Source organism: Micromonospora sp. NPDC049004 (genome assembly GCF_040649315.1).
Taxonomy (GTDB): Bacteria; Actinomycetota; Actinomycetes; order Mycobacteriales; family Micromonosporaceae; genus Micromonospora.
Genome location: NZ_JBEZFG010000007.1, coordinates 1 through 20,640, shown reverse-complemented (window position 1 = coordinate 20,640; position 20,640 = coordinate 1). Strand labels below are relative to the sequence as shown.

The 20,640-nt window shown below is 72.3% G+C and carries 23 protein-coding genes; 8 read left to right on the top strand and 15 right to left on the bottom strand.

What is annotated here, in order from left to right; translation table 11 throughout:
* The first annotated feature begins 36 nt into the window (after nucleotides 1–36).
* On the top strand, nucleotides 37–207 hold the full coding sequence (locus tag AB0B97_RS21195) for a hypothetical protein (RefSeq protein WP_357495763.1): 171 nt from the start codon (nucleotides 37–39) through the stop codon (nucleotides 205–207).
* Between the two features lie 62 nt (nucleotides 208–269).
* Here AB0B97_RS21195 and dapE read toward each other — a convergent pair whose 3' ends face one another.
* Entirely contained in the window at nucleotides 270–1,343 is a 1,074-nt protein-coding gene (gene dapE / locus AB0B97_RS21190) for a succinyl-diaminopimelate desuccinylase (RefSeq protein ID WP_234583811.1), read from the bottom strand.
* A gap of 78 nt (nucleotides 1,344–1,421) precedes the next feature.
* Here dapE and dapD point away from each other — a divergent pair, with 78 nt between their 5' ends.
* On the top strand, nucleotides 1,422–2,381 hold the full coding sequence (dapD, locus tag AB0B97_RS21185) for a 2,3,4,5-tetrahydropyridine-2,6-dicarboxylate N-succinyltransferase (protein ID WP_357495761.1): 960 nt from the start codon (nucleotides 1,422–1,424) through the stop codon (nucleotides 2,379–2,381).
* Nucleotides 2,382–2,432: 51 nt separating this feature from the next.
* Here dapD and AB0B97_RS21180 read toward each other — a convergent pair whose 3' ends face one another.
* Entirely contained in the window at nucleotides 2,433–5,735 is a 3,303-nt protein-coding gene (locus tag AB0B97_RS21180) for a S8 family serine peptidase (RefSeq protein WP_357495759.1), read from the bottom strand.
* A gap of 158 nt (nucleotides 5,736–5,893) precedes the next feature.
* Here AB0B97_RS21180 and AB0B97_RS21175 point away from each other — a divergent pair, with 158 nt between their 5' ends.
* Nucleotides 5,894–6,451, top strand: coding sequence for a sugar O-acetyltransferase (locus AB0B97_RS21175; protein WP_357495757.1), 558 nt, complete (start codon nucleotides 5,894–5,896; stop codon nucleotides 6,449–6,451).
* A 9-nt stretch (nucleotides 6,452–6,460) separates the two neighbouring features.
* A complete protein-coding gene (locus tag AB0B97_RS21170) occupies nucleotides 6,461–7,096 on the top strand; it encodes a dihydrofolate reductase family protein (RefSeq protein ID WP_357495755.1) in 636 nt (211 codons plus the stop codon).
* A gap of 10 nt (nucleotides 7,097–7,106) precedes the next feature.
* Here AB0B97_RS21170 and AB0B97_RS21165 read toward each other — a convergent pair whose 3' ends face one another.
* The 5 genes from AB0B97_RS21165 to fdxA are packed head-to-tail and all read right to left on the bottom strand — an operon-like array spanning nucleotide 7,107 to nucleotide 10,886.
* Nucleotides 7,107–7,754, bottom strand: coding sequence for a nucleoside/nucleotide kinase family protein (locus AB0B97_RS21165; RefSeq protein WP_357495753.1), 648 nt, complete (start codon nucleotides 7,752–7,754; stop codon nucleotides 7,107–7,109).
* Nucleotides 7,754–8,401 carry an SIMPL domain-containing protein gene (locus AB0B97_RS21160; RefSeq protein WP_357495751.1) on the bottom strand — a complete coding sequence of 216 codons (648 nt, stop codon included), beginning with the start codon at nucleotides 8,399–8,401 and terminating at the stop codon, nucleotides 7,754–7,756. Before AB0B97_RS21160 ends, AB0B97_RS21165 begins: the two co-directional genes overlap by 1 nt.
* Before the next feature lie 10 nt (nucleotides 8,402–8,411).
* A complete protein-coding gene (locus AB0B97_RS21155) occupies nucleotides 8,412–9,440 on the bottom strand; it encodes a prephenate dehydrogenase/arogenate dehydrogenase family protein (protein ID WP_357495749.1) in 1,029 nt (342 codons plus the stop codon).
* Nucleotides 9,441–9,456: 16 nt separating this feature from the next.
* On the bottom strand, nucleotides 9,457–10,563 hold the full coding sequence (dapC, locus tag AB0B97_RS21150; RefSeq protein WP_357496235.1) for a succinyldiaminopimelate transaminase: 1,107 nt from the start codon (nucleotides 10,561–10,563) through the stop codon (nucleotides 9,457–9,459).
* The gene (gene fdxA, locus AB0B97_RS21145; protein ID WP_091422126.1) at nucleotides 10,560–10,886 is read right to left on the bottom strand and encodes a ferredoxin; all 327 of its coding nucleotides are present in this window, start codon (nucleotides 10,884–10,886) and stop codon (nucleotides 10,560–10,562) included. Before fdxA ends, dapC begins: the two co-directional genes overlap by 4 nt.
* 79 nt (nucleotides 10,887–10,965) lie before the next feature.
* Between fdxA and AB0B97_RS21140 the strand changes: the two genes are divergently transcribed.
* Nucleotides 10,966–12,027, top strand: a complete 1,062-nt coding sequence (locus tag AB0B97_RS21140) for a GNAT family N-acetyltransferase (protein ID WP_357495747.1) — start codon at nucleotides 10,966–10,968, stop codon at nucleotides 12,025–12,027.
* Between the two features lie 104 nt (nucleotides 12,028–12,131).
* On the opposite strand, the gene AB0B97_RS21135 is transcribed toward AB0B97_RS21140, so the two are convergent.
* The 3 genes from AB0B97_RS21135 to mshB form a co-directional block, all read right to left on the bottom strand.
* Nucleotides 12,132–12,596 carry a hypothetical protein gene (locus tag AB0B97_RS21135; protein WP_357495745.1) on the bottom strand — a complete coding sequence of 155 codons (465 nt, stop codon included), beginning with the start codon at nucleotides 12,594–12,596 and terminating at the stop codon, nucleotides 12,132–12,134.
* 79 nt (nucleotides 12,597–12,675) lie between these two features.
* Complete coding sequence (locus AB0B97_RS21130) at nucleotides 12,676–13,113, bottom strand: hypothetical protein (protein ID WP_234583822.1); 438 nt, start codon at nucleotides 13,111–13,113, stop codon at nucleotides 12,676–12,678.
* Between the two features lie 17 nt (nucleotides 13,114–13,130).
* Nucleotides 13,131–14,057, bottom strand: coding sequence for an N-acetyl-1-D-myo-inositol-2-amino-2-deoxy-alpha-D-glucopyranoside deacetylase (mshB, locus tag AB0B97_RS21125; protein WP_357495743.1), 927 nt, complete (start codon nucleotides 14,055–14,057; stop codon nucleotides 13,131–13,133).
* A gap of 86 nt (nucleotides 14,058–14,143) precedes the next feature.
* Between mshB and AB0B97_RS21120 the strand changes: the two genes are divergently transcribed.
* Entirely contained in the window at nucleotides 14,144–16,285 is a 2,142-nt protein-coding gene (locus tag AB0B97_RS21120; protein ID WP_357495741.1) for a prolyl oligopeptidase family serine peptidase, read from the top strand.
* Nucleotides 16,286–16,315: 30 nt separating this feature from the next.
* Here the strand turns inward: AB0B97_RS21120 and AB0B97_RS21115 are convergent, their stop codons facing one another.
* The gene (locus tag AB0B97_RS21115; protein ID WP_357495739.1) at nucleotides 16,316–17,212 is read right to left on the bottom strand and encodes an alpha/beta hydrolase; all 897 of its coding nucleotides are present in this window, start codon (nucleotides 17,210–17,212) and stop codon (nucleotides 16,316–16,318) included.
* Between the two features lie 141 nt (nucleotides 17,213–17,353).
* Between AB0B97_RS21115 and AB0B97_RS21110 the strand changes: the two genes are divergently transcribed.
* Nucleotides 17,354–17,743: a MarR family transcriptional regulator gene (locus tag AB0B97_RS21110; protein ID WP_357495737.1), complete on the top strand. Its 390-nt coding sequence runs from the start codon at nucleotides 17,354–17,356 to the stop codon at nucleotides 17,741–17,743.
* A 147-nt stretch (nucleotides 17,744–17,890) separates the two neighbouring features.
* Here AB0B97_RS21110 and AB0B97_RS21105 read toward each other — a convergent pair whose 3' ends face one another.
* Entirely contained in the window at nucleotides 17,891–18,265 is a 375-nt protein-coding gene (locus AB0B97_RS21105; protein ID WP_357495735.1) for a DUF805 domain-containing protein, read from the bottom strand.
* 161 nt (nucleotides 18,266–18,426) lie between these two features.
* Here AB0B97_RS21105 and AB0B97_RS21100 point away from each other — a divergent pair, with 161 nt between their 5' ends.
* Nucleotides 18,427–18,630 carry a DUF1737 domain-containing protein gene (locus tag AB0B97_RS21100; protein WP_357495733.1) on the top strand — a complete coding sequence of 68 codons (204 nt, stop codon included), beginning with the start codon at nucleotides 18,427–18,429 and terminating at the stop codon, nucleotides 18,628–18,630.
* A gap of 72 nt (nucleotides 18,631–18,702) precedes the next feature.
* Here AB0B97_RS21100 and AB0B97_RS21095 read toward each other — a convergent pair whose 3' ends face one another.
* From AB0B97_RS21095 to AB0B97_RS21085, 3 genes are all read right to left on the bottom strand, one after another.
* Nucleotides 18,703–18,996, bottom strand: coding sequence for a DUF1330 domain-containing protein (locus tag AB0B97_RS21095; RefSeq protein ID WP_357495731.1), 294 nt, complete (start codon nucleotides 18,994–18,996; stop codon nucleotides 18,703–18,705).
* 122 nt (nucleotides 18,997–19,118) lie between these two features.
* Nucleotides 19,119–19,661: an ATP-binding protein gene (locus AB0B97_RS21090; protein ID WP_357496233.1), complete on the bottom strand. Its 543-nt coding sequence runs from the start codon at nucleotides 19,659–19,661 to the stop codon at nucleotides 19,119–19,121.
* Between the two features lie 90 nt (nucleotides 19,662–19,751).
* Nucleotides 19,752–20,063, bottom strand: a complete 312-nt coding sequence (locus AB0B97_RS21085; RefSeq protein ID WP_357495729.1) for a hypothetical protein — start codon at nucleotides 20,061–20,063, stop codon at nucleotides 19,752–19,754.
* Between the last annotated feature and the right edge of the window lie 577 nt (nucleotides 20,064–20,640).

The window sequence follows — 20,640 nt, the reverse complement described above, 5'->3', positions numbered from 1 at the left end:
TATGCCCGGGCGCGCGCCTTCGGGGGAGGAGACAGCGTGATCAGCAACAGCGAGATGATCCGGATCCGTCGACAGATGCAGCGACGGATCCACGACGTGGTGGCCGAGCGCCGCCGCGCCCGTGACCTCGACCCCGCCCTGTCGCCCGCCGCCTCCGGATCCGGAGCCGATCAAGAGGTTCGCGCCGCCGACAACGGGCCCGGCTGACGCGAACCTCTTGATCGCCGGAAACACTGCCGACCGGCCAGCCCGCAATGGGCCCGACCAGGTCAGGCCGGGGCGAGCCAGCGGTGCAGCGTCGCCGCGCCGTCCCGGATCTTGCTGATCTCGACGTGCTCGTCGGGGTGGTGGGCGAGGTTCGGGTCGCCCGGGCCGAAGTTCAGCGCGGGGATCCCCATCGCCGCGAACCGGGCCACATCCGTCCAGCCCAGCTTGCCGATCGGCGCGGCGCCGACCGCCGCCAGGAACTCCTTCGCCGGGGCCGCCTCCAGCCCCGGGGCGGCACCCGCCGCGGTGTCGGTCACCCGCACCTCGAAGCCGTCGAACACCTCACGCAGGTGCGCCTCCGCCTCAGCGGGGGTGCGGTCCGGAGCGAACCGGTAGTTGACCTCGATCTCGCAGTGGTCCGGGACCACGTTGCCGGCCACACCACCGTTGATCCGTACCGCGTTCATGCCCTCGCGGTAGTCGCAGCCGTCGATGGTGACCCGGCGTGCCTCGTACGTCTGGAGACGACGCAGCACCTCCCCGGCCGCGTGGATCGCGTTCACGCCGTGCCAGGAGCGCGCCGAGTGGGCGCGTACGCCGGTCGTGGTGACCACCGACCGCATGGTGCCCTGGCAGCCCGCCTCGACGATGCCGTACGTCGGCTCCAGCAGCACCGCGAAGTCCGCTTCCAGCCACTCCGGGAACGCCTGCGCGACGAGGTTGAGCCCGTTGTAGCGCGACTCGATCTCCTCGGCCTCGTAGAAGAAGTACGTCACGTCGTAGCGCGGGTTGGGCAGCGTCACGGCCAGGTGCAGGGCGTACGCGACGCCGGACTTCATGTCGGAGGTTCCGCAGCCGTACATCAGGTCGCCGCGCATTGTCGACGGGAAGTTGTTGTTCAACGGCACCGTGTCCAGGTGACCGGCGAGCACGACGCGCTGCGACCGGCCGAGGTCGGTGCGCGCCATCACGGTGTTGCCGTGCCGGTGCGTGGACAGGTGCGGTACGCCCCGCAGCACCTCCTCGACGAAGTCGGCGATGGCCTTCTCGTTGAGGGACACGGACTCTATGTCGACCAGTACGCGGGTCAGCTGCACCGGATCGGCGAGGACCTCGGGGGTCAGCGGGTTCTCCATGGTTCGCACGGTACCTTCAGGTCTGTCAGTGCGAGGAGCGAGCCGAGGCCGGCCTGGCCGCGACCGAGAGGTGTAACAGTGACGTCCGCAGATTCCGCCTGGGGCATCGGCTTGGCCACCGTCACCGCCGACGGGCAGGTGCTCGACACCTGGTATCCGACCGGGAAGCTGGGCCTGGGTGAGCTGCCGCTGGTAGCCGGCGAGGGCGAGTCGGACGTGCTGGACCTGCCGCCGGGCGCGCTGGGCGACCGGGCGCTGCCCGGTCTGCGTACCGAGCAGGTGGTCACCGTGATCGGCTCGCTGGACGACCCGATCAAGGACGCGTCCGACGCGTACCTCCGGTTGCACCTGCTGTCGCACCGCCTGGTGCGGCCCAACCAGCTCAACCTCGACGGCATCTTCGGCAAGCTCGCCAACGTGGCCTGGACGTCCGCCGGGCCGTGCCCGCCGGAGCGGGTGGACGAGCTGCGGGTGATCGAGCGGGCCGCCGGCCGGCACCTGGCGGTGTACGGGGTGGACAAGTTCCCCCGGATGACCGACTACGTGGTGCCCTCCGGTGTGCGGATCGCCGACGCCGACCGGGTCCGCCTGGGCGCGCACCTGGCCGCCGGCACCACAGTGATGCACGAGGGCTTCGTCAACTACAACGCCGGCACCGTCGGCACCTCGATGGTCGAGGGGCGGATCGTGCAGGGCGTGCTGGTCGGCGACGGCTCCGACATCGGCGGCGGCGCCTCGATCATGGGCACGCTCTCCGGTGGCGGCACCGAGAAGGTGAGCATCGGCGAGCGGAGCCTGATCGGCGCGAACGCCGGTGTCGGCATCTCGCTCGGCGACGACTGCGTGGTCGAGGCCGGCTGCTACATCACCGCCGCGTCGAAGATCACCCTCCCGGACGGTCGCGTGGTCAAGGCCCGCGACCTGTCCGGCGTCGACGGCCTGCTGTTCTGGCGCAACTCGGTGACCGGCGCGCTGGAGGCCCGCCCGCGCACCGGCCGGGGCATCGAACTGAACGCCGCCCTGCACGCCAACGACTGACGTCCCCGCCGGGTCCGCGGCGCTGCGCCGCGGACCCCGCGGGGGTACGCCTCAGCGCAACCGGTACGCCTGGATGATCCGTTCGGTCACCGTGTTGCCGGCGGCGTCCCGGGCGGTGGCCCGCAGGGACACGTGGCCGGGTGCCGCCCGATGCCGGACGGTGGCCGTCCAGCCGTGGCCGCCGTGCCGGACCCGGGCGGGTTGCCAGGTACGCCCGCCGTCGTAGGAGACGTCCACCCGCAGCCCGGTCACGCGCGATCCGGGGACACCGGGCTGCGGCTGCACCTGCACCGGGATGACCAGACTCCGACCGGCCGCTGCGGCGTTGTTCCCGTCCAGCGGAGGCGCGAACCGGATCGCCGACACCTGCAGTGGTCGGTAGTCGTCGCCGGGCACGTGCCCGGACCGGAACGTCCACGTCGCCCCGACCTCGGTGCTCAGGTCGGTGAAGCTGCGCTTCGCCGACACCTCCAGCCGATAGTTCGCTACGCCGGGCGGCACCGTGAACTGGCCGTAACCCGGCTCGGTCAGCTCGTCGACCAGGACGCCGTCGCGGTAGAGGGCGGTCCGGCCGGCGTCCGTGATCGACCCGCCGGCGTGGCCGTCGGCGTCGCTGTGCAGCGGAAGGCTCACCAGGATCTCGTCACCGAGGCGGGTGACGCCCTGGCCCGGCCAGCGCGGCGCGGGGAAGGACGGCCCGTACGGCGCGCTGTTCCAGGTCTCCCGGACGTGCCGGCCGGCCCGGTACGCCTTCGGTTCGGCCTCCAGCACCGCCTTGGTGTCGAGCCACCCCTCGTCGGTGGGTACACCGAACGTCAGCTCGGAGGACCAGCGCAGACCGTTGGTGTTGTAGTGCTCGACGCGTTGCCCGGGCACGGCGGTGGGCAGGACCGTAGCCCAGCCACCCAGGTCCGGTTCGAGGTGCGGGAAGACCACCCGCTCGGAGAGCATGCCGGGGTAGCCACCCCGGAACTCGTGGGTGACCGTGGCCAGGTCCCGAGCGCGGTAGGTCTTGTCGAAACCAGTCGGCATCCTCCCGGGGATCTTCTCGCTGAGCGCGTACAGGTAGGGGCTGCTGGCCACCTCCGGCTTGCGCCACTGGCTGCTCACCGTGCCGAAGAACCGTGCGCCGGAGACCACCCGGCCGAGGTGCCCGGTGGCCAGCCCGGTGAAGTCCAACCCGAGCAGACCGAAGCCGTAGGAGCTGTCGTCCGCGCCGATGAAGTTCGCGCCGATGTCCACCAGATCCGGGACTGCCGTCCGCTCCGGGATGGTCGTCCGCACCGGCCGTGCCTTGCGGGCGTCGACGGTGACTGTGGTGTCCCCGTCGAACACCAGCTCCGGCTGGACCAGTTGGGCAGCGACGTCGTCTCCGAAGACGATGCTGGCCAGCGCGTAGCGACCCTTCGGCACGCGGACCTCGACGGTGCCGTCCGGGTCGTACAGGTTGCGACTGCCGAGGGTGTCCAGGTCGATCAGCGTTGTGACGTGGTCGCCGGCTGCCGCACCGCTGGCGTCGAGGTGCCGGACGGTGAGCTGGTAGCTCTCCACCTCCCGGTTCACCGCTATCGGGGTGACCGCCACGGCGGCGCCGGAGCGGGCCATGATGCGGCCGGTCCAGTAGCCGTCCGTCCCGATGCGGGTGTCCACTGTGACAGTGGTGCCCGCCGTGCCGCCAGCGGGCACGGTGACCTGGCCCGCCCCGAGGGAGAACATGCCGGCCGGAGCCGGTTGGCCGTCCGGGCCGGTCACCTCCAGGGTCAGGTCGAGGGTGAGGGGGGCCGGACCGTCGTTGTGCCAGTCGACCTGCCGGGCGACCGGGGTGTCGTCATTGTGCGGCCAGGCCGGCTGACCGAACGAAACGCTGACCGGGGTGCTGGTCACCCGCTCGGTGATCGCATGGGCCACGTCGACCCGGCCGGCGCCCTGCTGGAAGGCGGTCTGCTCCGGGTGCGGCTTGGCCGAGGCCATCAGGGTCGCCTTGAGCTGGGCCGCCGCCCAACCCGTGTGCTGCTGGGCGAGCAGCGCCACCGCGCCGGTGACGTGCGGCGCGGCCATCGAGGTGCCGGAGAGCGCGAGGTATCCCTCCCCCACCGGCTCGCCGATCTGCGCGCCCTTGGCACGGGCGGCGACGATGTCGACCCCGGGGGCGGTCAGGTCCGGCTTCAGCCCGCCGTCGCCCACCCTTGGGCCACGGCTGGAGAAGTCCGCGAGGGCGTCGTCGCGGTCTACCGCGCCGACGGTGAGCGCCGCGTCGGCGCTGCCCGGCGAGCCGATCGAGCCGTCCGTGCCGTCGTTGCCGGCGGAGAGGACGAAGAGCGTGCCGGTCTGCGCGGTCAGCGACTCGACGGCCGCCTCCAACGGGTCGACGTCCGGTGTGTCGGTGCCGCCCAGGCTCATGTTGATCACATCGGCGTGCTGGTCGGCGGCCGCCCACTGCATGCCGGCCAGGATCGCCGACTCCATGCAGCCGCCCTCCTCGCAGACCTTGCCGTTGAGCAGCGTGGCGTCCGGAGCGACACCGTGGTACTTGCCACCGGAGGCGGCGCCACTACCCGCGATGATCGAGGCGACGTGCGTGCCGTGGCCGACGGTGTCGTCGGTGTCGGTGGCCTCGGTGAAGTTCCGCGCCTCGGCGATCCGACCGCTCAGGTCGGGGTGGCTGGCGTCGATCCCGGTGTCCAGCACCGCCACGCGGACGCCCCGACCGGTGAAGCCGGCCTCGTACGCGGCCGGGGCGCCGATCTGCGGCACGCTGTGGTCGAGGGTGACCTGACGACGACCGTCGAGCCAGATCCGGTCGGCGCCCCCCGCCGTGCCGACCCGGGCACCGACGCCGGTGAGCGCCGCCCAGAGCGTGGTGGCCTGCTGCTTGTCGGCGGTCGCGGCGAACCCGCCGATGGCCGGCAACTCCGCCGTGACGGTCAGCCCGGCCGGTGCCGCGGAGCGTTTCCGGGCGCCCGCGTCGCCGGTGACCAGCACCGGCAGAGCGTTGCGGCGGGCGTCGTCGTAGCCGGCGTCGATCAGCCCGGTCACGTCGAACAACCGCCTGTCGACCCGGCCGGCGCGAACCAGGGGCAGGGCGTCCTGCGGCAGCACCGTGAGGTGGCCACGGTCACGGGTGGTGATGAACCGCTGGTGCGTACGCCCCGGACCGGGGCGTACGGAGGCGGACCCGGAGTCGGTGACGGTGACCCGGTCTCCGGTGAGCAGGGTGACTGTGGTCGTGGACGCGGCGCGCGGGGCGGCGCCCGTGGTGGCGTTGGTGGCCTTGGTGGCGCTGGCGGGTGGTTGAGCCGCGGCGATCACCGGAGTGCCCAGCACGAGGGCTGCGGCGGCGATGGCTGCGGTCATTCTGCTGCGTCGATGCAACGGATCCTCCTTGGTGGAGCGTTGTAACCAGAAGAGACGCATTGACCACCGACAGTATTACATACCGAGTATGCATAAAAGAGGGCCAGAATATGACGGACCTGCCAACGGATGGCAGGTCAGCGGGCATCATCGACCGGGTGACCTCCATGAAGGACAAGATGCTCGCGGGTGAGCCCTACCTCGCCGACGATCCCGAGCTCATCGCCGACCTGGACCGGGCCGCCCGGTTGATGGAACGCTTCAACACCAGCCCCGCGGCGGATCCGGCGCAGCGGCTCGCGGCCCTGCGCGACCTGCTCGGCGAGCTCGGTGAGGGCACCTGGGTCCGTCCACCGTTCTACTGCGACTACGGCCGGCAGATCCGGATCGGCCCCCGCAGCTTCGTCAACTACAACGCGGTCTTCCTCGACGTCGCGGCGATCACCCTCGGCGCGGACGTCCAGGTCGGACCGAACGTGCAGCTCCTCACCCCGACCCACCCGGTGGAACCCGACCCGCGCCGCGACAAGTGGGAGGCCGCCAAACCGATCACCATCGGCGACAATGTGTGGCTCGGCGGCGGCGCGATAGTGCTCGCGGGAGTGACGATCGGCGCGAACACCGTCGTCGGCGCCGGAGCGGTGGTGACCCGCGACCTGCCCGCCAACGTGGTCGCGGTCGGCAACCCGGCCCGACCGGTCCGCGACCTCGACTAGGAGACCAGCATGGGAACGATCCACATCGACCTGTTCGCGACACTCGACCTGGTCGGTCAGGCGCCGGGTGGTCCCGACGAGGACCCGGAGGGCTTCCCGTACGGAGGCTGGCAGGCGCCGCTGTTCGACGAGACGGGCGGCCAGCAGGTCATGGAGGGCATGCAGGGCATGGACGCGCTGCTGCTGGGCCGCCGGACGTACGACATCTTCGCCGGCTACTGGCCGAAGCAGGGCGAGGGGGTCGACGGCGACATCGCCACCCTGTTCAACCGCATCCCGAAGTACGTCGCCTCGCGGGGCAACCCGGATCTGGGCTGGGCCGGCTCGACCCAGCTGGGCCCCGACCTGGGCAGCGCCGTACGCGAGCTGCGGGACAGGCACGAGAAGATCCACGTGATCGGGAGCCTGAACCTGGTCCAGACGCTCCTTCGCGAACGCCTCTTCGACCGGCTCAACCTGTGGATCTTCCCGATCGTGCTGGGCGTCGGCAAGAAGGTGTTCGACGGCGGGGCCGTACCGGCCAACCTGACCCTCGTCGAGCCGCCCGCCACCTCCGCCAAGGGCGCGGTGCTCCTGCGGTACCGGCTCGATGAGGGAACGCCCACCACCGGGGACATGACCCGCGACGACCGCGGCGAGCAGTGACGACTGCCGTTCAGGTCACCGGCGGGTCGGGCAGGCGGACCACCAGGTCGGCCCGGTCGGCAGTGGGGACGACGCGGGCCGCGTTGGCCTCGTCGCTGCCCAACGCCCAGGCCCGCGCCTGCTCCGGCGACCGCCCGTACGCCTCGTGCCGAGCGGTCAACCGGCGCTGGCGCAGCTCGACGTCCAGGTCGAGGAACCACGCCTCGTGCAGCAGCGTCCGGACCTCCTGCCACGGAAAGTCCGGCACCAGCAGGTAGTTGCCCTCGGTCACCACCAGGCGCACCGACGGCGGCACCTCGATCGCCCCGGCCACCGGCTCCTCGATCTCGCGGCGGAACTCCGGCGCGTACACCGAGGTCGGCTCCAGCCGGCGCAACCGGCGCAGCAGTGACACGTACCCGTTGGCGTCGAAGGTGTCGACCGCGCCCTTGCGGTCGGCGCGGCCCAACCGGACCAGCTCCGACTGGGCCAGGTGGAAGCCGTCCATCGGCACCAGCCGGGCGCTCGGCCCGACCTCGGCGACGATCCGCTCGGCCAGGGTGGACTTGCCGGCGCCGGGCGCCCCGGTGATGCCGAGCAGTTGCCGCGGGCCGGCGTCGGCAAGTGACCGCGCCCGCGCCACCAACTCCTCGACGGCCAGCACCCGGGCCGGTGGCATCAGCCCAGCACCGGATCGCTGATCGTGAACCGGGCCTGCACCGCCGCCTGCACGGTCTGCGGCCGCGGATCCAGCTCCAGCTCGGGTGCCCCGCCGCCGGCGCCCCCGACGTCGAAGGCCGCGCGGGCGAACATCGGCCGGTCCCCCGGGCCGGAGTCGGCCAGCTCGATCAACGCGGTGACGCGGGCGCCGAGCGCCTCGGCGTACTCCCGGGCGCGCAGCAGCGCGTCGCTGATCGCCGCGTGCCGCGCCTCGCGGTACGCCGGGCTGTCCGGACGCAGCTCCCACCAGGGGCCGGCCACCTCGACCTGGTCCTGGTCGGCCAGCCGGAGCATCAGCTCGCCCAGAGCGGTGAAGTCGGTGACGGTGACCGTCGTGGTGACGCTGCCGAGCCAGCCCACGACACGCTCACCCGAGCGCTTGGTCTGCGGCCGGACCCACAGGTCGCCGGCCTCCCGCCGGGCCACCGCCGGCTCCGAGGCGTCCAGCAGCACCCGGACGGCGGCCGCCCGCTCGGCGAGCTGCGTCAGCGTCGCCTCCCGATCCCGGCCGCGCGCCGTCACGGTGACCGCGAACCGCGCCAACTCGGGCGGCACCTCCCGGGTCGCCTCGCCGCGCACCTGCACCACCGGGCCGTCCGTCGCCATGCCTGCCAGCCTAGTCAGGCACCGGCAGCCACGCTGGGTAGGAGACGACGTCCGAGCCGATCCGGCAGCCCGTCAGATGGCCGCCGGCGTCGCCCAACCCGCGCAGCCAGGCCACCTCGACGGCATGGTCGCCGCCGGCCGGGAACTCGCGGTCCGCCGGGGCGAACCGGCGGCCCCGCAACGCCGACCGCGCCGCCCCGGCCTGCGCGTACCCGGCGGTGAGCGCGGGCGCGTCGCCGGCACTCAGCGCGCCGGCCAACTCGTCCAGCAGCACCCGGACCTCGGCCAGCTCGCGCAGGACCCGTTCGCGGTTGCCGAGCAGCATGTTCGCCGTCCGCTCGGCAGGTGTGCCGGCGACCCGGGTGCCGTCGGAGAAGCTGCCCGCGGCCAGCGCCAGCACGGCGTCGCGCAGCGGCGACCGCTGCACCGCCCCGGCCAGCGCGCCGGCCAACAGGTGCGGCACGTGCGACGCGAGCGCGGCCACCGAGTCGTGCGCCGGCGCGGACATCGGCACCACCCGGGCCTCGAACAGCTCGACCAGCAGCCCGGTCAGCCAGCGGAAGGCGAGCGTCGCGGCACCCGTCGCCGGGCAGAGCACCCAGGCCGCACCGGTGAGCAGCGCCGGGGAGGCCGCCGTCAGGCCTGCGGACTCCGCGCCCGCCATCGGGTGCCCGGGTACGAAACGGTCGGTGAGCCCCAGCCGGTCGGCGGCCGCGGCCACCTCGACCTTGGTGCTGCCGACGTCGGTGAGCACACAACCCGGCGCGGTCAGGTCGGCCACCTGGGCCAGCGTCCGGGGCAGGGTGGGCAGCGGACCGCAGAGGAAGACCACGTCCCGGCCGGCGACGGCCTGCTCGATGGTGGCCGGAGCCGTCACACCGCGCTCCCGGGCCCGTTCCCGCGTCACCGGGTCCGGATCCCACCCGGCGACGTCCAGGCCGGCGTCGGCGAGACGCAGCAGCAGCGAACCACCGATCAGACCGGTGCCGAGCACCGCCGCCCGCACGTTGGCGTACCGTCCGGTGCCGCCGTCGGTCATGGCCGGCCGCCCGGGGTCAGGCCCGCAGCCGGCCGGCGACCGCTGCGACGTGCTCGTCGGACTCGGTCAGCGCCACCCGGACGTACCGCTGGGCGGAGGGGCCGTAGAAGACACCGGCAGCGACCAGGATGCCGCGCCGAGCCAGCCAGTCGACAGTCTCCCAGCAGTCCTCGTCGCGGGTGAGCCAGAGGTAGAGACCCGCCTCCGAGTGCTCGATCGTGAAGCCGGCGCCGGTGAAGGCGGCGGACAGCACCTCGCGCCGGGCGCGGTAGCGCTCCCGCTGCTCGACGGCGTGCTCCTCGTCCTGGAGGGCGGCCACCATCGCGGCCTGCACCGGCGCGGGCACGATCATGCCGGCGTGCTTGCGCACCTTCAACAGCTCGGCGACGAGCGCCGGGTCACCTGCCACGAACCCGGCCCGGTAGCCGGCGAGGTTGGACCGCTTGGACAGCGAGTGCACGGCGAGCACTCCGGTGTAGTCGCCGCCGCAGACCTGCGGGGACAGCACCGAGACCGGCTCGGCCGACCAGCCCAGGGGCAGGTAGCACTCGTCGCTGGCGACAACCGCGCCGCGCTCCCGGGCCCAGTCGACGACCTTGCGCAGATGCGCCGCGGGCAGCACCCGCCCGGTCGGGTTACCTGGCGAGTTGACCCAGACCAGCCGGACGCGCGAGGTCGGCCCGACAGCGGTGAGCGAGTCGGCGCGGACCACTGTCGCGCCGGCCAGCCGGGCCCCGTCCTCGTACGTCGGGTAGGCGATCGACGGCACGACCACCACGTCGCCGGGACCGATGCCGAGCAGGGTCGGCAGCCAGGCGACCAGCTCCTTGGAGCCGATGGTCGGCAGGACGCCGAGACCGTCGACGCCAGCGCCACAGGCCCGGGCGACCCACGCCGCTATCGCGTCGCGCAGCGCCGGGGTGCCGGCGGTCAGCGGGTAACCCGGGGCGTTGGACGCGTCCGCCAACGCCTGCCGGATCACCGCCGGAACCGGGTCGACAGGCGTGCCCATGGAGAGGTTGATCAGGCCCTCCGGATGCGCCGCGGCCAGCGTGGCCGCGGCGTCCAGGGTGTCCCAGGTGAACTCGGGCAGCCGTGCCGAAACCGGCGCGGGCCGGTTCAGTGGCCCTCGCCGCGCGGCGGCTGCGCGGCGACGAAGGTGGCGTCCTTCTCCACCTTGCCGATCTTCGAGGCGCCGCCGGGCGAGCCGAGCTCCTCGAAGAACTCGTAGTTCGCACCGGTGTAGTCCTTCCACTGCTCGGGGACGTCGTCCTCGTAGAAGATCGCCTCCACCGGGCAGACCGGCTCACAGGCACCACAGTCGACGCACTCGTCGGGGTGGATGTAGAGCATCCGATTGCCCTCGTAAATGCAGTCGACCGGGCACTCCTCGATGCATGCCTTGTCGAGCACATCCACGCACGGCTCGGCGATGATGTAGGTCACCGGTCTTCTCCTCCGCAAGACGCGCCGCGATCTCCCGCGACGGTAAGAGCCTAGTATCTCGCCGGGGAGGGGGTCGATCGTGCTCCGACAGCAGGATGTGGGACACCGGATCGTGGTCCGCCGGATTGTGGGGATTCGCGAAGGCCGCCCGCTGTTTTCTGACGCCCTCGGCGAGCTGGTGGAGTTGAGCGAGACTCATCTCACCCTCGCCACGGCGCAGGGCCCGCTGCGGGTTCCGGTGGCGCAGGTGCACCGGGCCAAGCGGGTGCCGCCGACCCGCCGGCCGACCGCCGCCGCGGTGGTGGCGCTCGAACGGGCCGCCGACGAGGCTTGGCCGGCGCCGACGCGCGGCCGGCTCGGCGACTGGCTGCTGCGCTCGGCCGAGGGCTGGACCGGCCGGGCCAACTCGGCACTGCCGATCGGCGATCCGGACCGACCGCTGCCGGCGGCGGTGGACGCGGTCGAGCGCTGGTACGCCGACCGGGGCCGGCCGGCGATGATCAACACGCCGTTGCCGCTCGCCGCGCCGGTCGGCGCCGAGCTGGACGAACGCGGCTGGGACAGCCGCCCACCGACACTCGTGCAGACCGCGCCGCTCCCCCTGGCGACGCCCGCCGCCCGTACCCCGGGCGTGTCGACGGCCGAGCCGGGCGGGACCGTCGGCGGGCCGCGCGTTGGCGTCGGTGCGCAGCGTTCCGAGCTCGGCCGGCCGGGCATCGCGGTCGGCGAGCCGGGCGGTGCGGTGGTCGAGGTGGTGACCGCGCCGAGCGCGGACTGGCTCGCGGTCGCCGCCGGCCGCAAGGGTGGTCTGCCGGACGCCGCCCGGCACGTGCTCACCGCGGTGGACCAGGTCCGGTTCGCCCACGGGTACGTCGACGGCACGCTGGTGGCGATCGGCCGGGGCACGGTGACCGGCGAGGGCCGCTGGTTGGGCCTCAGCCTGATCGAGGTGCTGCCGGCGCTACGTCGGCAGGGGCTGGCCCGCCGCGTGATCGGCGAGCTGGCCGCCTGGGGCGCCGCTGCCGGCGCGACACACGCGTTTCTCCAGGTGGAGCAGCACAACGCCGCTGCGGTGGCGCTCTACCGGACGCTCGGCTTCACCACCCACCACACCTACCTGACCCGGGTAGCCCCAGCCTGACCGACCCGCACCCTCCCCGTTCGCCGATCTTGCACTTTCTGCCGCGGCGCACTGGGGCATTCCGCCCGTATCGACGACCGAAAGTGCAAGATCGGCGGGGGGCGTCAGCGGCGGACCACGCGGCGGGGCTTGGCCGCCTTGACCTCGGCGTACCGCTTGAGCTGCTGAGAGCGGTGGTCGAGACCGAGGGCGGTCGCGACCAGGTATCCGATCATGGTCCCGAGGCCGGTGGCGAGCAGGTAGAGCCAGATCTGGGCGAAGAACGTGCCCGCGCCGTCGGCGAACGGGTTGTGACCGACCACCAGCGGGCCGACCAGCACGGTCAGGGCCATGGCCACCAGCACCACGACCGCCACGTCGCCCGCCCACACGGCCAGCGGCCGCGCGCGTCCCCAGCGGAAGGCGATCGCGGCCATGGTCAATCCGATCACCACGAACATCACCAGCGACACCCGGTCGGCCGCGGCGTCGTCACCGTCGAAAGCGAACCGGGTGACCAGCCGGGCGACCAGGTTGACCGCGAACAGCCCTCCCGCGAGCACCCCGATGGTCCGCCACCGTCTGTCCATCGCACGACCTCCTGCCGTACGCCCCGTCTGCGGGGCCACATCCCTGGCAGGAATATCTACCACCCGTAGCTGTGTGGCGTCACCAACGACCGAGCGTGGGCGGCGGGGCGAGGATCTGCCGGAAACCCATCACGGCGAACGTCATCGCGCCGGCCACGATCATCGCCAGGCCGACCCAGTTGTCACCGGCCAGCAGCAGATCGCCCTCGGTGGTGCGGATGGCGGCCACCGCCATCAGGGCGAACCACGGCACCGCCGGCAGCGCCACCGCCCAGCGACGGCCGACCGCCTCGTGCGCGAACCAGCTCAGCACGATGTTGGCGCCGACGGCGAGCAGTGCCGAGACCCCGATGAGCTGCCCACCGACCCGGAGGGTGGCGAGCAGCAGCTCCAGCACACCGGTCACGACCCCCGCCACCATCACGACGACCGCGCCGGCCAGCCGCAGACCCAGGTCCAGCAGTCGCGGCGGTGGCCCCGCCTCGGGCGGGGTGTCCTGGTCGTTCACTACCGACATCGGCGCGGCGGGGAGCGTCACCGGAGACCGGCCGCCGCGACCGGGGACCGGTCCACGGGAACCTCCGAGGGCAGCCCGGCGAAGAGGTCGTCCTCCCAGCCGTACGGGCCGACGCCCGGGCCCTTCGCACCGACCGCGAGGGTGAAGAACTCCACGCCCATGAACTCGCCCCCGAAGTTGCCGGCGATCGAGTAGAGCCAGGAGGTGGCCGGGATCTGGGTGGCGTGCGCCCGCATCGCCGCCTCCTTGGCCGCGTGCTGGTCGGTGCCGTCGATCCGGGCGGCGATCTGGTCGTCCGGGGTGCCGAAGGGCAGCTCGGCCAGGTCTCGGATGCCGGCGAACGGGTTGTCCGAGGATTCGGCGAAGTGCGCCATGCCGGCCTCCAGCACGCTGAGCGGCATCGCCGTCCAGTAGACCTTCGCCGGGGCGCAGCCCTCGACGGCGGCCAGCTCGACGGCGCGCATCGCCACCCGGTGCGCCTGGATGTGGTCGGGGTGGCCGTAGAAGCCGTTCGGGTCGTACGTGATGAGCACCTGGGGGCGTACCTCCCGCATGACCTCCACCAGGTGCCCGGCGGCCTCGTCGAGGTCGGCCTGCCAGAAGGCGCGGGGGTGGTCGTTCGTCGCGAGGCCCATCATCCCCGAGTCGCGGTAACGGCCGGCGCCACCGAGGAAACGGTGGTCGCTGACGCCGAGCGCGGCGCAGGCGGCGGCCAGCTCGGCGATCCGGTACCCGCCGAGCTGGTCGGCCTCCGCGGCGGCGAGCTGCGCGAGGGCCGGTACGTGGATCTCGCCCTCCTCGCCGAGGGTGCAGGTCACCAGCGTGACGTGTGCGCCGGCGGCGGCGTAGTGGGCCATGGTCGAGCCGGTGCCGATCGACTCGTCGTCGGGGTGCGCGTGGACCAGCAGCAGGCGGCGGTCGGGCAACGTCGTCACGACGGTCACTCTAACTGGCGGTTCTCTCCCCGGGTCGTCGACGCGTCCGCCCAGGTCGGCCACATCACGCCCGGCGCGGCTCTACGATTTGGCCTGTGGACTTTCCGGAGCTGGCCGCCCGCACCCGCCGGTTCAGCCACGGTGCGCCGCGCGCCGTCTCCGTGGCCGAAGACGGCTCCCGGGTGATCTTCCTGCGCTCCGCCGGCCCGGAGGATCCGGCGGACGCGCTCTGGCTGCTGGACGTGGCGACCGGCGAGGAACGCCTGGTGGCCGACCCGGCGACCCTGCTGGGCGCCGAGGGGGACGTGCGGGCGCTCTCCCCGGGTGAGCGGGCGCTGCGGGAACGGCTGCGGCTCACCGCCGCCGGCATCGGCTCGTACGCGTTGGACGCCGCCGGCCGGATCGCGGTGTTCGCGCTGGCCGGTCGGCTGTTCCGGGCCGATCTGGTGCACGGTGACGTGGTGGAGGTGGCCGCCGTCGGTCCGGTGCTGGATCCTCGACCGGATCCGACCGGGGAACGCCTGGCGTACGTGACCGACGCGGCCGGTGGCGTGCGCCGGGGTGAGCTGCGCGTCATCGAGGCCGATGGCACGGACACCCTGCTGGCCGGCGAGGACGCCGGAGTGAGCTGGGGTCTGGCCGAGCACATCGCGGCTGAGGAGTTCGGCAGGTACCGGGGCTACTGGTGGGCCCCGGACGGGCGGATGGTGCTCGCCGCCCGGGTGGACGAGTCTCGGCTGGACCGCTGGCACCTGCACGACCCGGCCGAGCCGGCCAGCCCGCCGACGGCCGTCGCGTATCCCCGGGCCGGCGGCCCGAACGCCGAGGTCAGCCTGCACCTGCTGGACCTGGACGACGGCTGGGTCGACGTGCACTGGGACCGCGAGACCTACCCGTACCTGACCGGGGTGAGCTGGGGCGAGGGCAGCCCGCTGATCACCGTGCTGCGCCGCTCGCAGCAGCACGGCCTGGTGCTCGCGGTGGACCCGCGCACCGGTGAGACGCAGGTGCACGCCGAGCTGGCCGATCCGCGCTGGGTGGAGCCGATCGCCGGCACACCTGCCCACCTGCCCGACGGCCGGGTGCTGGTCGGCGGCGAACTGGCCCACGACGGGTACGACGCCCGCTGCCTGTTCGCCGACGGCACCCTGCTCACACCCCCGTCGCTGTACGTGCGGCGGGTGGTGGGCCGGCTGCCGGCCGTCAGCGGTCCCGCCGACCTGCTGGTCGAGGCGAGTGACGGCGAGCCGAGCGAGCGGCACCTGTTCCGGGTCCGTACGACAATCGGGGGCGGGGTGGACGCCCGGCGGCTCACCACCGACTCGGGCTGGCACACCGCTGCCGTCGGCGGGGACGTCCTGGTGGTGGGGACCGCCTCGCTGGACCATGCCGGGGTGCGGTGGACGGTGTCGCGCGGCGGGCAGGAGCTGGCCGATCTGCGGTCACTGGCCGCCAACCCGCCGTACTCTCCGCTGCCCCTGCTGGAGCGGGTGACCGACCGGCGGCTGCCGGCGGCGGTGCTCTACCCCGACAACCATGTGACGGGCCGGCGGCTGCCGGTGCTGCTGGACATCTACGGCGGTCCGGGACACCAGGAGGTGGTGGCGGCCCGGGCCGCGTGGCTGGAGCGGCAGTGGTGGGCCGACGCCGGGTTCGCGGTGGTCACGATCGACAACCGGGGTACGCCGGGCGTGGCGCCGTCGTTCGAGAAGGCGATCCACCGGCGGGTCGCCGACGTGATCCTGACCGACCAGATCGACGCGCTGACCGCGCTCGCCGGCAAGCATCCGGACCTGGACCTGGGCCGGGTGGGGGTGCGCGGCTGGTCGTTCGGCGGGTGGCTGGCCGGGTTGGCGGTGTTGCGCCACCCGGAGCTGTTCAAGTGCGGGATCGCGGGCGCACCGGTGACCGACTGGGCGCTGTACGACACCGCGTACACCGAGCGCTATCTCGGCCTGCCGGAGGACGGCATGGACGTGTACGCGCACCACTCGCTGATCGAGTTGGCGGCGGAGCCGGTCACCGGGCCGGACCAGGCCCGCCCGTTGCTGCTGGTGCACGGCCTGGCCGACGACAACGTGGTGGCCGCGCACACGCTCCGGCTCTCCGCGGCCCTGCTGAGCACCGGCCGCCCGCACGCCGTGCTGCCGCTGACCGGCGCCACCCACATGGCCGCGAACGGCACCGCCGAGCGGCTGCTGCCGCTGGAGCTCGACTTCCTCCGCACCCACCTGTGAGGTCGGGTCCGCCGCAACGAGGTCGTCGCCTCAGGCGCTCAGCTGCTGGCTGAGGAACAGGGCGGCGCGGTCGAGCGCATGGTCCGCCTCGTCGAGTTGACCGACGAAGGACTGGAACACGTGCGGTACCCCGGCCGTGATGTCGAGGATGACGTCGACCTCGGCGTCACGGGCGCGTTCGGCGAGCCGTACCGAATCGTCGAGCAGCAGTTCGTTGGTTCCCACCTGCAGCAGCAGCGGCGGGAAGCCGGTCAGATCGGCCAGGACCGCCGGGGCGAGCAGCTCCTGGTTCGGATCCTGCCCGCCGAGGTACAGCGCGCCCGTGTGAGCCATGCTCTCGCTGGTGAAGAGGGGGTCGACACCGGCCTTGGTCGTCATGCTCGCGCCCGTGCGGGTGTGGTCGAGACCGGGTGAGAACGCGACGATGGCGCCGGGCATCGGCAGTCCGGCCCTCCTCGCGGCGAGCGTGGTCGTCACGGACAGGCCACCACCTGCCGAGTCGCCGGCGAAGGCGATGGACTGTGGGTTCACCCCGGCGTCCAGCAGCGCCTGGTACGCGTTGAGGCAGTCCTCGATCGCGGCGGGGAACGGGTGTTCCGGCGCGAGCCGGTAGTCCAGTGACAGCGCGCGGAATCCGGTCCGGAGGACCAGGCTGGCGGTCAGCCCCATCGCCGTCCGCGGAGAGCCGACGGAGAACGAGCCGCCGTGGAAGTACAGGATGGTGCCCGGACGTGTCTCGCCCTCCGGTTCCACGAGCACCGCGGCCCGTTCGCCGAGCGTCGTGTCGGACGTGCGCACCTTCGGTACCGGGAACATCGCCATCAGCTCCGCGAAGTCGCGGCGCATCTGCTCGATCGGGAGTGGGGTGAAGCCCTGCGAGCCGCGCCGCAGCATGGCGTCGATGGCTGCGCGCTGTGCCTTGCTCATGGTGGTACTCCTTCGAGGCCCTGCCGTAATCTACATGCCGTGGAAGATAATTTACCTGCCACGGCATGCAATGACCCTGCGACGGCGGCAACTGCGACGTTCTTCAGTGATCTGGTCCGGTGCGAGACCCGCCTCTACAACATGCTGAACGACCTGCAGCGGAGCCGACACGGGATCGCGGCATCGCAGTTCGAGTTCCTGCGCCATCTACGCGCGCACCCGGGCGCACGCGTCGCCGACCTCGCCGAGTTCTTCGCCATCGGCGTCGGCGCGACAAGCAAAGGTGTCGACCGCCTGGAGGGACGGGGGTGGGTCAGGCGCATCCCCAACCCCGCGGACCGACGCTCCTCGCTGCTGGAACTTACCGACGCCGGCCGCGCCCTCGTCGACGACGCGGAGAGCACCTTCGCGACCATCACCGAACTCATCCAGGCAGCACTCGGACCCGCACAGTTCGACGCCGCGGCGGACGCGCTGCGGATGCTGCGGACCGCCCTCGAACGCGACAAGATCGGCAACCCGGTCGGCTGACCGTCTGCGGCTTCTGGGCGCAGGCGTCGTCCTCATCGGCGTGCGCCGCGGGCACCTCGACGACGAAGGTCCCCTTCCGACAGCCCTGTCGGAAGGGGACCTTCCTGCCCGGTCTCGGATCCGCGCGCGGTGTGGCGCGGAAAGCGGTCAGCCCTTGGGGCTGGGGCCGAAACGGTTGGCTCCGGGCGTGCCGTCCTGCACGAAGAACACGATCAGGACGATGGCGCCCACGAGCGGCACCAGGCCGATCAGCACCCACCACCCCGTCCGGTCGGTGTCGTGCAGGCGCCGCACCGCGACAGCGAGCGTCGGCAGCAGCAGCACCAGGGAGGCGATAAGACCGATGACACCGCTCGTCGAACCGTCCACGAAGGTCAATCCGAGAGCGCTGTCCAGAATGGCCGCGACAATACCGACGAGGATGGAGAACAGAGCGAACCACCAGTACTCAGACCGGCGGGCCCGACCCGTGAAACCGACGTACTGACTGAAGACCGATTTGATGGCGGCACCGAAGGACATGACTATCTCCCGTTTGCGAGGGGCTTTCAAGGTCATCGCGAAGGCAGCCAAACAGATCGATGTGACGGGGTCAACGGCCGAGCGGCCGAGGCGCAGTAGCCGCAGCGCCCACAAAACCAGCCGGGGCGCGGCTTCGGCCGCCGGGCAGGGACAATGCGACGATGTCGGACCTCACGAAGCCACTCGGCTACCGCCTCATCACCGGACGAGATGACGCCGAATTCTGCGCCCGCGTCAGCGCGCTCCTCGATCAGGGCTATCGGCTGCACGGCTCGCCGGCGCTGACCTTCGACGGCGAACGCGTCATCGCCGCCCAGGCGGTGGTGCTGCCGCGCTCCGTCGGCCCGGAGGCGGCCACTGGCTGATCCGCACCTACGGCTCGTGCCGCCGGCCGGTCGCCGCTCTTCGCGGCGCAGGAATCGGCGCGGTCGACCCGGTCAGTCGATGCCTTCGATGATGCGGAAGTCGCGCTCCACGCCGTCGGAGAGGGCGGCCAGCGCCTCCTGGTAGGCCTCGCTCTCGTGTGCCGCGACGGCCTGTTCGAAGCTGTCGAACTCGACCAGGATGGTGCGCTCGGCGATTCCGGCGTCATGTGCGACGACCCGACCACCGCGGGCAAGGGTCCGCCCGCCCCCGGCCGCGACCGCTGAAGCGGCCAGCTTGTTGTAGGCAGCCAGCTTCTCCGGGTCGGGAATGGTGCGGTAGGCACTGACCCAGTAGCCCTTGGCCACGGAACCCCAGTGTTCTTTGCGAGACCGACCGGGACAGGGGCGCGGTGGTGTCAGGCTACCCGCCGGGTCGGTACCGAGTGGGTCGCGGTGGCTTCGTAGGCGGCGGTGTGGTCGCTGCGGTATCAGGCCCGCAGGGAGACCGACGGTGGCCAGCGATGTGTGCGCCACTCGTTCCAGGTCGCGAATCCAGCCGGCGGGTCGTCAATGGGTTCGCTGCCGTCCAGCTCACCTGGCGTGGGGATGTCGATGCTGGCAGTCCACTCGGCGAGTTCCTCGTCGGACATGGGCCATGTCGTGTGTGGCGCTTCGGCCTGGCGCTCATCGATTCGTCTGCGCTGCTCGGCAGGGGCGAGTTCGAAGTAGCGCAGCTGCACCGTCGCGCCCAGGTCCGCAGCGGCCTGCCGTAGGGCGGAGCGCTCGTCGCGACTCCACAGACCGTAGTCGATCACCACATTGTTGCCGAGTTCGAGAGCTCGCAGCCCGATCTCGATGAGCCGTCCCTCGATCACGTCCTGAGCCGCTGGCGGATTCTCGGGACCGTAGAGCGCCTTCACCCACTCGTCCTTCGTCAGGCGAAGGGCCCTGCACTCGACCTCCATACGCCGGGCATCTGTGGTCTTCCCGGTGCACGGCAGGCCCACCGTCAGAAACAGCGTTGGAGTCATCATCACCCGCTTCCGTCGGGAGAGCGCCTCGGCGATCCCCGTGACCCTCGGACGCAGCGCGAGCCGGCAGCCGGCGGCGTCGCGGTCGTGTCAGTCGTCCTCGATGCGGCCGGTCGTGGGGTCGACCATGGCCAGGAAGTCGCGAATGTTCTCCCGGTGCTCCTCGACCGACAGGCCGGCGGTGGGACTCATGCCGAAGCCGTAGCCGGGGTTCGGCCCGCTGAGCCACGTGTAGTCGGTGCCATCGCAGTCGTTCGGGCGAAGAGCGAACGTCTCGCCATCGACGTCGAGCGTGCGCGATGCGGCGTCGGCGGTGCCTTCGGTCTCGGGACGCAGGCCGGGAACGGCCTGCGCGGGGGTGCCCCGGTCGCCGATGCCGTCATCTGGGTAGCTCTCCGCCATGTGCCCATCTTCGTGGAACTGCCGGCCCGCCGCACCGATCCGCCACTGTCGGCGCCGGATCGCGGGCTACCTGGGCGACCACGTGCCGGACGGCTGGCCGGTAGCTGATCTCGGCGGGGGGCGATGCGCTCGGCCCCTACCAGGACCCGGGCCGCGTGGGCTGGGTCGTCCATTTGGAGGTACGCGCGCGCCGCGTCGATCAGGTGCGCGCCGCGGTGCTCGACCGGCAGCCAACGCCACCCATCCCTCGCGATCGCCTTCTCGTGCCGAGTGGCCGCTTCCGGCCCGTCGCCCAACTCCACCGCGGCGGCGACCGCGCCACCTCGACAGCCGCCGGCCCGAACGCCGTCCGATAGTGGTCGTGCCCGTCGCCCAGCTCGGCGGCCTCGTCCGGCAGGCGACAGGCCATTCGGTCGTCACCCGCCCTGGCGGCCGCTTCTCGCTAATCGAGACTCGCAATCTTGGACAGTTTCCGTTAGGACGGCGGGCTCAACCGGTGGTTGCAACACCGAGTAGCTGGGCCATTTTCTCACCGGGGGTGGCCCAGCCGAGGGTCATGCGGGGGCGGTCGTTGAGT